10 protein-coding genes are annotated in these 13636 nt (G+C 48.4%); all 10 read right to left on the minus strand.

Translation table 11 applies throughout. From position 1 onward, the window contains the following. Positions 1 to 31: 31 nt before the first annotated feature. Positions 32 to 1213, minus strand: coding sequence for a hypothetical protein (locus tag HB364_RS30065; RefSeq protein WP_167292140.1), 1182 nt, complete (start codon positions 1211 to 1213; stop codon positions 32 to 34). Between the two features lie 128 nt (positions 1214 to 1341). After that, on the minus strand, positions 1342 to 2796 hold the full coding sequence (locus tag HB364_RS30070; protein ID WP_167292141.1) for a Gfo/Idh/MocA family protein: 1455 nt from the start codon (positions 2794 to 2796) through the stop codon (positions 1342 to 1344). 26 nt (positions 2797 to 2822) lie between these two features. Further along, positions 2823 to 3503 (minus strand): 3-keto-disaccharide hydrolase, encoded by a 681-nt coding sequence (locus tag HB364_RS30075; RefSeq protein ID WP_167292142.1) that lies wholly within the window; start codon positions 3501 to 3503, stop codon positions 2823 to 2825. A 12-nt stretch (positions 3504 to 3515) separates the two neighbouring features. Beyond that, complete coding sequence (locus tag HB364_RS30080; RefSeq protein WP_167292143.1) at positions 3516 to 3848, minus strand: hypothetical protein; 333 nt, start codon at positions 3846 to 3848, stop codon at positions 3516 to 3518. Positions 3849 to 3870: 22 nt separating this feature from the next. Next, the gene (locus tag HB364_RS30085) at positions 3871 to 4800 is read right to left on the minus strand and encodes a DUF6772 family protein (protein WP_167292144.1); all 930 of its coding nucleotides are present in this window, start codon (positions 4798 to 4800) and stop codon (positions 3871 to 3873) included. A 1-nt stretch (position 4801) separates the two neighbouring features. Continuing rightward, positions 4802 to 7372, minus strand: a complete 2571-nt coding sequence (locus HB364_RS30090; RefSeq protein WP_167292145.1) for a sodium:solute symporter family transporter — start codon at positions 7370 to 7372, stop codon at positions 4802 to 4804. A gap of 1 nt (position 7373) precedes the next feature. After that, positions 7374 to 8477 carry a sialidase family protein gene (locus HB364_RS30095; RefSeq protein WP_167292146.1) on the minus strand — a complete coding sequence of 368 codons (1104 nt, stop codon included), beginning with the start codon at positions 8475 to 8477 and terminating at the stop codon, positions 7374 to 7376. A 4-nt stretch (positions 8478 to 8481) separates the two neighbouring features. Further along, entirely contained in the window at positions 8482 to 10647 is a 2166-nt protein-coding gene (locus HB364_RS30100; RefSeq protein WP_167292147.1) for a beta-L-arabinofuranosidase domain-containing protein, read from the minus strand. A gap of 7 nt (positions 10648 to 10654) precedes the next feature. Further along, positions 10655 to 11818, minus strand: coding sequence for a sialidase family protein (locus tag HB364_RS30105; RefSeq protein WP_246228659.1), 1164 nt, complete (start codon positions 11816 to 11818; stop codon positions 10655 to 10657). A gap of 3 nt (positions 11819 to 11821) precedes the next feature. After that, positions 11822 to 13636, minus strand: coding sequence for a RagB/SusD family nutrient uptake outer membrane protein (locus HB364_RS30110; protein ID WP_167292148.1), 1815 nt, complete (start codon positions 13634 to 13636; stop codon positions 11822 to 11824).

Consider the following 13636-nt stretch of genomic DNA (forward strand, 5'->3'; position numbering starts at 1 on the left):
ATCAAGGCCGCACAGGTGGCAGCATTAGCCTTTATTTGCGATTGCGCAGCAGGCCATTGGGCTGCAGGTAAATAAAGCCTTCCCGGTTATCCAGTATCACATTGAAGTATTTTAAGAGTTGTATACCCAGTTGCTGATGGTAGCCTGAATTGGGATCAGGTGGGCGGACAAAGGCGGTAACATTATCAAATGTTATCCCGTTGATCGCTACTTGGGGCACCTCCACAGTGACACGCTTTCCCTGCCTGCCTTTTTTGAATTCACTGAGCCCGGTTTTCTTCATAAAGCCATCAGTCAGGCTGCAATAACCAAAATGACCGGTATCGAACATGAACCAGGCAGGATAGGTGCTGTCCTTTACGATCACTGCTGCCCGGATAAAAGGTATGATCCCATAGTCCAGGAATATCTCATGCCTGGTATAAGTAGTCGCAGTGGCCGGCAACTGGTCATGGATCACCAATACTTGCCGGTCGTAATTGATCTCTACAATTTTGCCCAGGAACAAACTATTCCCCACCAGGCCATCCTGTCTTCTTAAATTATTAGCTTCTGTAAACCGCAGACTGTCCCACTGCAGATGTCCAATTTGCAGGGTATTATACCGGCTGGCGGGGACCCGGTTGGTGCCATCGGAGTTGGTAAGGATGTCAACATCATCAAAGTTCATAGCAACTTTGTTGACACTTCCTTTATTTATAATATTCCCCATGCAACCCAGATCAAGCTGGTAATATAATGGGCGGGAGCCGTTGACGCTGGCATTAAAACGGATCTTATCATCACTGTCTATTGCGAAAGGTATGGTATCACTGGCGCCAATGCAGGGTGCACATAGCCGCTTATAATGCACCTGGTTCCGGTAAAGGGCATTGATGCGGGTATAACAACTGTCTTTATCGTTCAACAGAATAATAAAATCGTATTGCCTGCCGTATTGCACACGAAAGGAAATAGAATCCTTATCGGTAATAAAGCAAACTTCATGATCCTTTTCCGGCAACTCAACATAGTATACATCGGGCTTTTTGTCGGGCATGATATACCAATACCCTTTTTTATTATGTACACCATCTTTAATGGTGACTACTTTGGAACTGGCTTTAATAACAGGCAAAGATTGGGCGAAACCGGCTGCTCCTGGTAACAGCAGGTAAGCACAGAGCAACACGAAAATGGCCGGGCAAGGGGTTACTATTTTATTAGATTGCATGCCCCTTACTTTCTTAAACTATGCCAGCTTTCATTCTATTGTTTATTAGCCGGTTATTAAGAGAATACAAAATACATTTGTTCGAAAATGAACACCCTTTGTTCGCTTTTGAGTGATGCAGAGTCTCATCATACACCCAGCGACCATCCTTGACGGTATTGCCGTTTCACAAACTGGTTCACTTCATCGAAGTTCGTCACCCGCATGTTTTGGCTATCCCACAACAGTGTGATGTTACTGCCCGGGTAATCGAATCCTTTTCCATTGGCTTTGGGCACGCGGATACCAGCGCCACGGATGGCCAGGTTGGCCATCAAAAGCGCTTCCGTCAGCGGACCGGCTATTTCAAAAGGAGAACTTACCTCCTTCTTTCCAGGCCCTGCCAGGCAAGCCTCCACCCATTGGGCATAGTGCCCTTCAGCACCGTTGGGAACACGTTCCAATTTTTGCTTCACCTGCACCTGTTCGTTTCTTGATAAAGGCAACAAGCGGGGATTGGCCCCGTAGGTACCGGTCATCATTTTACCTTTTGTGCCGATATACAAAGTACCGTTGCCGCCATCGCCAAACAATTCACCGGGCGCCAGTTCATCCGGACGTTCAGGCCGGATACCACCATCCATCCAATGAACTTTAACCGGCCCTTTCGTTTTATCTGTTTTGGGGAAGGTTAAGGTAACATGACTGGAAGGGGGACAGCTTTCGGGAAAGTACCCGCGTTTAAATTCGTCCACATAAACGCTACCAACGCTACACTCCACATCGGTAGCATAACCCAGGTTCAGCATACGGAACGGAGCTTCCAGCAGGTGGCAACCCATATCGCCGAGGGCCCCGGTACCATAGTCCCACCAGCCACGCCAGTTGAAAGGCACCAGCTTATCTACATACTCCGTATAAGGCGCTGTTCCCAACCACAGATCCCAGTCAAGCTCCTGCGGAACAGGCGCTTTGGTTTGCGGCCATTGAATGCCTTGCGGCCACACAGGACGGTTTGTCCAGGCATACACGGTATGCACGTGACCAATCAAACCGGCATCATACCATTCCCGGAGCTGACGCACACCATCCCCGGAGGCACCCTGGTTGCCCATTTGCGTAACTACCTTATACCGCTTCGCTGCATCCGTAAGCACACGGGCTTCATAGATATCATGCGTCAATGGCTTCTGCACATATACGTGCTTCCCCAACTGCATCGCAGCCAGGGCCTGCACAGCGTGGTTATGATCGGGCGTAGAAACTGATACGGCATCAAAATGCTTGCCCTCCTTCTCCAATAGCTCCCGCCAGTCTTTATAATACTTTGCCTGGGGGAAGGCCTTTCGGGTAGCAGCAGCCCGGCGGTCATCTACATCGCACAAATAAGCAATGTCTGCTTTGCCGCTTTTATAAATACTGCTTATATCCGTCTCCCCTTTCCCGCCAATACCAATACCGGCCACCAGCAGGCGGTCACTGGGCGCCAGGAAACCTTTCCCGCCCAGCACATGCCGTGGTACGATCATAAAACCGGCAGCCGCCACAGCAGTATTCCTGATAAAATCCCTTCTGGAGTTTTTTGCTTTTATTTTTTCAGACATAGCGTTGAGTTTTGAAGTATGTAAGCTTATAATCTTCTGATCTTAATATTTCTGAACCATACCCTGTTGCCATGGTCTTGCAAAGCAATATGACCTGACTTGAATTGTCCGTAACCAGGCATGGCAGCGAATTTGCTTTTTGCTACCAGTTGTTTCCACGCAGTGCTTCCCAATTGATAATCCTGCACCTTCTTACCATTCAGCCAGTGTTGCACATGGCCATGCTGCACTTTTAGAACAAACCTGTTCCATTCACCCGCTGGTTTTACGGCAGCAACAAGCGGTGGTTGCAGATCGTAGTTGGCCCCTGCCTTATGGGTACCCTCCAGCCCTTTTACCGCATCAGGATGTCTTTCATCATCCAGTATCTGGCACTCAGGTCCTGTTTCATACACAGTTTTATAGGCAGCATCTTCCGATACATGAAAGAGCACACCACTGTTACCTGCTTCGGATATCTTCCAGTCGAGCTTTAATTCAAAATCCTCATACTCCTCTTTGGTGACGATATAACCACCACCCTTCTTTGTTAAAGTGAGGGTACCATTTTCGATGATCCATTCAGGGGGCAGATAATCTTTCTTATATCCACGCCAATGTGTTGTGGAAGTACCATCGAACAATACTTCCCACTTACCTTTTGGGGGGAGGAATGCAGTAGCTGTAAACAGCATTATACCCATGCTTAACACGGTTATTTTTTGCATAATTAAAGAACATTATGATTTAAGATGAAGTTGTACAGAAACCTTTATTTCAGCATCAGGGCCAACAATGTCGCCGTTCACGCGCAGCCAGTTACCGAAATGCTTCACCTTACAGAAATAGTGTCCCGGCCCGGTTATTTCGGGAAACGTGGCGCCTTCTTTTATCCAGTTAATACCGTCGGGCGAAATTTCCACGTGGGCTTTCAGCGTAGCTACCCCTTTTATGTCTTCCACGATCAGGAAGAAAATAGCCTCCGAAGCCCATCCCGCCTCCATGGGGTGCGATGTGATCTTTTCTTTAAAATAGAGTCTGCGCTCTACAGCAGATGCTTGAAAATGTCTCATAGTATCTTTTTCCTTTTTCTAATTATTCAGCAGAAACAACAATTGAATCAGCATACAAAAACACCCTTCTGTCGGTATCATTTTCTACCCAGATGCTGGGATTGAACAAACCCTTAATACGGGCATACGGTGCGGTGAGTGTAGGTTTCATTCCCCGCAGGTTGAATACCCTGCTGCCGGATTGCAGCTCTACGTATTCTCTCTTTTCGGTATCAATCAACAATCGCAGGTAACTCCAGTTGATCTTGTCATCACTTTCGTTATAACACAGGTCCTGGTAGCCGTCAGGGATAAATTCAAAACCATCCGTTGACCCATCCGGATAACGTTTTCCATACCACATCGCGTCAATACCCATCTTACACCAATCATTTTCCACGCCGTAAGCCCATTCCACATCGCTTACTTCCTTTGCTTTGAATACCTGCCAGCGGCGCACCATTTCACCATTGACAGCATTCACATAGCGGGCGCCAATAAAGTACCGGTAGTCATCATCCTGGATATCGAAGAAAATGCCAAAAGCGCGCATGGCCTGTTCACTGAGCCCCTGGCGGTCCTGCTCGGGCGTATAGGCGTACCACATTTCAAATTGCCGCAGCCCTTTCGGAAGATGGGTAGTAAGCCGCTTGATCCCATGCGACAAGCTGCCGGGAGCAGGTGCCTCGGTATAGGAATTGGCCACAGGCCGTGTAGATAGTTTCAGGGAATAAGTGCCATCCATAGATCCATGTGTTCCGGAAAACCGGAAGCTGGCGCTGCTCAGCATCAGTGGCCCCCACTGCGTTTTATCTACCTGACTATACCTTAAAGTATTGAAATCCTTGCCTACATAATTAGGATGGAGGTCCATCCAACCGTTCAGCCCTTTGTCAAAATCATCGTAACAAATTATCTTCTGCAAAGGCTGGTATTTACTAAGCCCCGCGTCAAGCGCAACGATACGTTCCATATTATTTATCTTTTAAATTGTCGTTCATGGTATAATAAGTAAGACCCTGAAGCCCTCTTCTGCCGGGAATAATACAACTGGCCAAATAACCGATCACATAACAGCTTAAGAAACCAACAGCGCTGTACAGCCAGAAATTCAGTGGCGTGAATGTTTTGACAAAATAGAGGATGATGCCGCTGCTGAAAGCACCGATCAGCACGCCGTTGGCGTTAGCCTTTTTGGTAAAAATGCCAAGCAGAAAGAGCGCTGTAGAAGCGCCGATAAACAGACCTGTAAGCTCCTGGAAAACATCCAGTATAGAATTGATATCCAGGAACACCAACGCGATGGAAAGTCCGGTGGCAAAAGCACCAAGAACAACCGTCGTTATTTTTGCCACGCGGGTAATTTGACTCGTTGTAAGATCCTTTCTGTACCTCGAATAAAAATCGGTGGTGAATATCGTGGCCACACTGTGCATGGAACCTTCGAGGGCCGACATGGAAGCTGCAAAAATAGCGGCAATGATCAATCCACTAAGCCCTGCGGGCGCTTGCTGTGCAATAAACATGGGCAGTATCCCATCCGTCGCAATAGATGGATTGAGTTTACCGGGATGCTGCTTATAAAATACATACAAGGCCGTTCCCAGGCTATAGATCACGATTGCCCAGGGTATCGAAACAGCCACATCGGCCCATACACTGCGCTGCGCCTGCTTAAGGCTGCGGGTTGTCATATAACGCTGTACCACGGCCTGATCACTGGTAAGATTGCCAAGGCGAATGAAAATATTCCCAATAAGGATAACGAATAAGGTTGACGAAGTAAAGCCCCAATCGGCCTGTCCCAGGCTAAACTTCTGATCGGCTATGCCGGATGAGAAAAAATCACTAATGCCGCCATTAAGATTCATTACAGCAAGGATAATACACACCACCGCTCCGCCAAACAGCAGGATGGCCTGCGCCACTTCTATCCATATTACCGCCTCTATCCCTCCCATCACGGTATAAACGGTACTCAGTACGCCCATGATCAGGATACAGGTGATCGTATCGAGCGGAGTAACCGCAGCCAACGCCAGTGCAGGCAAATACAATACAAGCCCCATTCTGGCGAGCTGAAACAGCACGAATACACAGGCAGCAAATAATCGTGCACCTGGACCGAACCGTGCTTCCAGGTAATGGTAAGCACTGGCAACATTCAATTTCCTGACAAAGGGGATATAAGCACGGGTAACGATAGGCACCGCAATGAACCAGGTAAATACGCCGGCAAAATAAGCCCAGTTCACCGCATAGGCTTTTGCAGGGATGCTCATAAAACCGATAGCACTCACCTGTGTAGCCATAATACTGATCCCTGCTGCCCAGAAAGGGATATTCTTGCTTCCAAGAAGATAGTCGCTTGATGCTTTCTTTTTTATAGAGAAAGAATAACTGATAAGGGCCAGGATCAACAGGTAAAGTACCAGCGTGCTATAATCTATCCACCCAAACTTGCTTTTTTGCTTCGCTGTTTGAATAGTAGCAACCTGGATCTGGGGCGTGCGAACGCCCGGTCTTAGTTCTCCACCCACCAGCATCAGCTTATTGTTCCAGCGTAGGGCGGTTGCTCCTGCCACACCTGTTGGCACATTGTCGGGCTTTATCCAGGTGTTGGTAATGGTATGATAGGCCAGCACATCTTTCACCATATGGTAATTGTCCTGCTGCGCGATAGCTATATCCGCATCATGTCCATCTGAACCACTAAAGAGTACAATATGGGTTTGCCCCAGCGCCATGGAAGCACTAAAAAAAGCAGGGCGTGGCAGGCTGTTAATTTCCTTCCATTGTTTCCTTTTTACATCAAATACAAAGGCGTCTTTCAGGTATCCTTCAGCGCCCTTGCCACCGGCGAGGTAAATGCAATCGTATTCACCGTTACTCTGTGCCACCATAGCGGCGCCAAATCTGGCGGCACCGGGCCAGGTGGGCATCACCTTCCAGGTACCAACGCCCCTGTTGCCTTCTTCTGCAAACTCCAGTGAATAAAACGCTTTTTGTGGCGTGTTATCAGTGAGCTGACCACCTCCCACAAAAATATTTTTTCCGCACCGGGCTGCTGATGGAGACGATAAAGGAACCGGCAGTTTCGGGAAGGATGAATCGATCTCCACCCTGTTGGTGTTCACATCCCAACTCATCAGGAACACCCGGTCGGTAGCTGTTACTCCATTGGTACCGCCGATCACCAATAAGCCATTGCCCCAGGGCACCACCGCAGCATTGCTCACCGGACAGGGTAACCGTCCCACTTCACGCCAGTTCATCCTATCGGGATCTGTAGCCACGTAAATTTTATCATTCACCAACTTCTTCCCGCCCTCCTGTATCCGCCGGTTAAAATGGCTACCGCCCGCTACCACGAGGGCGCCATTGCTGATGCCAGTGATCGCATGGCTCAGCCCCTGCTCAACAGGAAGCGCAGCCGGCTTGTCCCACAAGAACCAACGGTCACTGTTTTGAGCCAGCAGTTTCTTCGGACCGGCAATGAAAACCAGGCATACCAGGCAGGCGTATCTTATAAACTGTAAGGGCATGTTATTTAGTGTTGGTTTGAAGCCATGTAAGATTGAACCGGGCCAGAGACACGGCCTGGGGCATATGTTCTGTACCGCCATGCCCGTAAAGACATACAATCGTTTTATTCCGGAGCACTACAAGGTCTGAATAGGTGGCGCCACCCGCTTCCAGCAATCGGCTGATGGGCCATGTTTTTCCTCCATCCCGGCTCATCCTGATGGTAAGGTCCTTTCTTTTACCCGGGTCGGCAGGTTGTGAAACAAGCAGGATATCGGGACGGAAGGAATACCGTGCAAGGCCGATATCACACACCTTGCCGGTCAGGCCCGCTACATAATCAATAGGAGCCGACCAGTTGATGCCACCGTCTTTACTAACCACCGCTGCCTGCCACACACCATTAAGTCCTGAATAAGTACGGCCGATCAACAATACATCGCCATTCTTCTGTTCAACGATCTGCGACTCATTCAATTCACCCACCGGCGTATCCCCTCCTGCTTTCCAGGTTTTGCCGTGATCGTCGCTGTATAGACAGTTAACACCATATTTTCTTTCTTTGGCGGGGAAGGAGATAGATCTTCTATGCCATACCGGAACGATCAGCCGCTGGCTCCTTAACTGAATGCCGTGACCAGGCCCGGGTAGATGAAAAGTCCAGCCATGGGTATTTTTTTCGAAGAGATGGCTTAGCTCAATAGCCGGTGACCAGTTTAGGCCGTCGTCTTTACTACTGATATAAAATACCCGGGTACTGGCATTCTTATCATTCAGGGCATAGAACAGGAATATTTCTTTTGTTTGTTGATCTTCCACCACGGTAGGATTGGCCCAGCTCTCGCCATTTTTGCTCTCTACCAATATGACTGAGGCAGAAAAGCTGTTACCCTCATCGGTACTTCTCCGCATCACGATATGATGGGGGCCCTCGTCTGCACTATTGGAGATCCGGGCTTCGGCAAATGCCAGGATAGTGCCTTTCTGAGTAACAGTAAGGCCATATACGAAATAAGCAAAAATGCTATCCTCTCCTTGTTTCCAGACAGGTGTTTTACTTACTACCTGGCTACTGCCTGCACAAGGCAGACACAAAAGCAATAGCAACTTTAAAAAATTACTCATGAGGTCATTTCTCTGATGAATACATATACTTTTCAGGATCGGGAATAGCTGTCCAGTAACGGGCATCCTTACGTTCACTGATTACCGGCAATACCGTTAAGCGGAGATGCGAACACCCCATCGGGATCAGCTCTATCATTTCAACGGGCGCATCAGAACGTACCGGGCTTTCACGAACAGCATCCACCGTATGGTTGATGGAGGCGCCCCAGTGGGGAATTCGCTTCGCAGGCACACGCAGCACAACAGGTGCATTGGCCGCTGTCCAGGGTTGGGCTGCAACAGCTATTGATAATTCCACCTTAACCGAGCGTTGAAAAGAATCAGGCTCAATAGCCAATCCATAATTCCAGGGCGATGCAGGCGCAACGCTCCACCTGGGCCATTGAGGGGTACCTCCTGGTTCTTCCTTCCATTCCTGTTTTATACTCACAGAAAAAGTTAACGGTCCTCTATCCACAGAAACTGCTCCATTGCGTGGCCATTGGGTAACGCCTACATCCATCCTGAATCTGATCGCAACAACGTCCCCGCCCTTCCACCTTCTTTTGATCTTCACCAATTTCCCAGCTTGCTGCGGGAAGGTCATGGTTTGTTCTCCTACCCTCACCTGCGCTTCCTTACACCAGCCTGGTATCCTGAAATACAGCGGGAAATCATCCGTACCGTTCATGGACAATTTAAACGATACAGCATCGGTAAAGGGGTATTGGGTTTCCGTATTAATATTTACAAGCGTGCCTTTTTTACCAACCCGGGCGCTCACTTCATTAGGGCCATACAACCAGGCCATCAAACCATTATCGGGTGTGGCCTGCCAAAGATGAGCTACATACTGGGGCCAGCCGGAAGCACTGTTGTGCTGGCAGCACCGGTGAAGGTCGGCCGCAAACAACGGTTGTAATGCTTTATTGCGAAAATCCATACCAGGCACCGAATAAACCATATTACAGGCCGTTAAATACCGGAGGGATTTATGGTCCGGTGCATGCGACACCGGCAAATGGTTGAAGGTGATATCTTCAATACGGTCAGCATAGGTAGTATTACCAGTGATGCCACTTAAAATATAATGGCTATTGTTCAATTCTATCATGGAGCAGGTTTCAATCGCCTGCCGGGGATCCAGCTTGCCCATTCTGATACGTTCGTCGGCAGCATAAGCGCCCCGTGGCATCTGCCCCCATACATCTATAAAGGTTTTATAAAATAGGTCGGTCTTATGCAAGTACCGCGCATCACCTGTTATCGGATACAGTTGGGCAGGATAACGAAAACGCTGCGCAAAATTAACCGTATGGCGGTCTATCCATTCATTCATTTCCGGCAGCGTTTTATGATAGATCTTTACTGCCAGATCAAGTAACCAGGGCTCACCGGTATGATTATAGAGCCATACCAGTTGGGGAACAAACTCGCCCGCGCGCTTATTTTGAATGAAAGGCGCGAAACTGGTGAAATAAACTGGCTTCTCACTGTAGAAATCAAAATCGTTCCAGCTAACGGACCGTAAAAAAAGACTGTCCGGCAGATCCCGGCAAAAGCTAAAAAAGCGGGTTAACAGGGGAATAATGCGCTTATCCTTAGTGGCCTCATAGTGACTGATCAACGCATCATTCATAGGCATATGCGGCCAGACATCAACGAATGCAGCGCCCGTCTTTTTATCCTTTACAAGGCGATTGAAGGTACTTCCATAATAACCATCGGCTTGTTGCGACTTAATAATAGCGTCAATCCATTTAAAAGCAATTCTCCTGAGACGTACACTATCGGCTGAAATTTGCGCCAACGCATAAAAGCCCCGTAACCAATAGGCAGCTTCTTCCCATCCCTTATCCGGTCCTCCCAACCAGCCGCTGGTAGAATCTAAATACTTGCTGATCTCATTAAGATGCCCGATCATGCCGTCAGACATCAGGTTGATCTGTGTGTTTAGCCACCCTTTTGCTTTGATGGAACCTAAAGGCAATTGGAGCAGTGGATTGGGCACCAGCGGCTGTTTATTGCCTACATAAAAGGAATTGTTGACCGAAACATCAACCGATGCTACGCATGTTATCGCAACATCTCGCCGTATAGCACTGTTCCCGGACTGAGCATTGGCGCCCGGCAACAAACAGGTAAACAGCAGCAAACAAAAAAATACTGGCTGAATAAAATCTTTCATAGCTATATTATAAGTCGGATAATTTAAATCGTACGCTGACTACTGAATTTTTCTCAGCGCCCTCCCGGTACTTTATATAAGTAGTAGCCACCAATGTATGATCAGGAAGCACCTCTAATCCCGCATAGCCGCAGTCTCCCCCTTTAAAACTGTGCAGCAGTTTAATCCTGAGCTGCCCTTTTCTGTTTTGTACAATATCATCGTAAGTACCCACCCAGGCCACAAAATGATTCCGCGTCGGGCTGCCTTTTCCGGTATCTCTGAAAACAATAACCAGCCTGCCATCGGCTGTATATTTGGCCTGGTGCCGGTCGCCGGATAATCCAAACAACACGGGTTTGGGCTCCGACCAGGTTAACCCTTCATCGTCGCTCGTCATGTACAAGGATGTTCTTTGGGCATTTTCCCTGATCAGACATAGCAATTGCTTCCCGTTGGGTGAGCGTATAATTTGTGGCTCACATACTTTCAAACCGGGCATATCTAATACCACTTTCCAGGGGCTCCAGGTAAAGCCGCCATCACCGGATTCGCTTTTAACAATGATGCACGACTTCTTTTCTACCGTCTCGTTGGGCCGCCTGATATTGGTCATAGCGATCAGTTTTTTGCCCCCATTTACTGGTACGATGGTACAAAAGGGCATCGAGGCAGGGCCAAGACCGTTAGGCTTCATAGGCGACCAGGTTACGCCCAGGTCAGTAGAGTAAGATTGATGCATCTGGTTAACAGTCGCACCTGCACCTGCAAAAACAAACAATGTCTTTTTACCGGAAGGTGATGGAAGCTCATAAATGGCAGGGCAATTCTTAACCGTTCTCCAGCTTTCGGGCACGGGCAGCAAGTCGCTCCAGGTTGCACCACCATCATCACTTCGTTTCATGGGCCCGCAAAAGCCTGCATGATTAATCGTCCAGACAGCGAGTATGCTTTTCCCATTGGGCAATAACACGGTAGTCGGATGCCCCTGGTAAATGGAGTCTGTGCCACGGGCCACAACAGTCTGCCGGGTGGTGTCCTGCGACAGATCAATGGTGGGGGCCATCATTACCCGCTTGGCCGAAATCTCCTGGTCCTGGCGTTCAATCGCCTTCAGCAGGTTTTTATAATCCTGCCCAAAAGAAGATAGGGTAATCATTACAAAGGCGGCGGCTATGCAGTATACTTTCATAGGTTACCAGTCAGCATTTTGAGTTAATAAGCGGTTTAGTGACAATTCGTAAGTAGGGATCGGGAACAGCAAATACTTTTTTTCAAATGCAGCTGCGTTCGCTCCCGTATTGGCGGCATATTTAAAGGCAGCCGGGGCATTGGCAGTAATATCCTGCGACAGCGCCTTCATGGTCGGCAGGAAAATATTCCAGCGGATAAGGTCCATCTTGCGCAATGCCTCAAAACATAATTCGCGGGAGCGCTCATTTTGCAAAAAGCCGAGAAAACTTTCTTTGCTTGCTATATCCGCAGGCGTAAGATCGGCATCATCGGGCAAGCTGATAGTGGCGGTGGCAGTAGCCCCGCTTCCGGCGCCGGTTATGGTGACAGAGGGAGCCGATGTGTATTGCTGACCGATATTAGTAATGGTAATGGCCGTAATTTTACCGGAGCTGATGGTGGGTACGGCTGTAGCGCCAGAGCCGCCACCGCCGGTTATCGTTACAGTGGTGGCGGCCGTGTATCCGGTGCCCTGGGTATTTACAGTAATGGTTTTCACTCCTTCGCCATACAATGTTTTCCCATACCCTCTCCTCCGCACTAAATTCACCGCGTCAATAGCTGCCTGCGTAGGACCGTCGTTGATCTCATTCTCCGCTTCTGCAAACATCAGGAGCACATCTGAAAACCTTAGCACAGGAAAATTGAAGGGGGTGAAGTTGGTGTTCCTGGGAAGCAACGTCTCGTAATAGCGCCTGTATTTGCCACAATTCCGGTTCCATATCTGGGCAGGCGTCCAGGCAACCCTGGCCGTTTTACCGGCTACCGTACCAAACGAAAAGGGGGCAATATTCCAATCCCTGCGACGATCATTCACTTCATACTTATAGAAGAAATTGGCAAAAGTGTTGATACGGCCCGGACTATAACCCGAATCAACATCCGTGCAGCGAATGCCGTTCCTTGATCCCAATCTGCCGGTTTCGGTATACGCATCCATATTATTGCCCCAGAACTCTACTTCCCATATACTTTCTTTGATATCATATTTATCCTGCGCAAGGTTAATAAACACCTGGCTGTAAGAATCATTCAGTGCATGCCCGCCTTCCTCCATCACCTTTTTGGCCCAATCCCTGGCGGCTGTATACTTCGAGTGATCGTTTACGGGGTAACCGGCCATATACAAACATACCCTCGCCAAAATACCTCTCACCGCCGATTGGCTAACCCGGCCGCTAAAATTCAAAGTTTGTATGGGCAACACCAGGGCTTCTGCTGCTGTCATGTCTTTTATGATCTGCTCATAAATGTCTTTTGAAGCAGTTTCACCTACCTGCGCTTCGGCAGAAGTCTTGATCGTTTTTAAGATCAGTGGCACGTCGCCCCAGTGTTGTACCAATAGAAAATAAAAATAGGCTCTCAGGAACAACGCTTCGCCACGAATGGCAGAGCGTTTTGTTTCATCCAGCTGCACGTTATCAATATTCTCCAGCAACAGATTGGCACGGCTAATGCCATTGTACAGGTTCTGCCAGGTTGAGGTGATGTTTGGATCGGATGCAAAGTAGTTGTGCAACTGGGGACCTGTCAATAAGGTGTTCAACGAGTAAAAGCCTTCATCAGCAATATCGTACTGGTAATACAAGTAATCACTGTATAGGCTTCCATCGCCCAATACCTCATATACGGCTGTTAAGGCCCGGTTCAGGTCCTCTTCGGTATTAAAGGAATTGACCGGCGATAAAAAATCCAACGGTTCTTTATCCAATATTTTGTTACAGGATATACTGCTGAATAAGAAAAGAACAGCGATAAAAAGTTTTATTGTTTTCAT

It is taken from the genome of Paraflavitalea devenefica, assembly GCF_011759375.1.
Lineage (GTDB): Bacteria > Bacteroidota > Bacteroidia > Chitinophagales > Chitinophagaceae > Paraflavitalea > Paraflavitalea devenefica.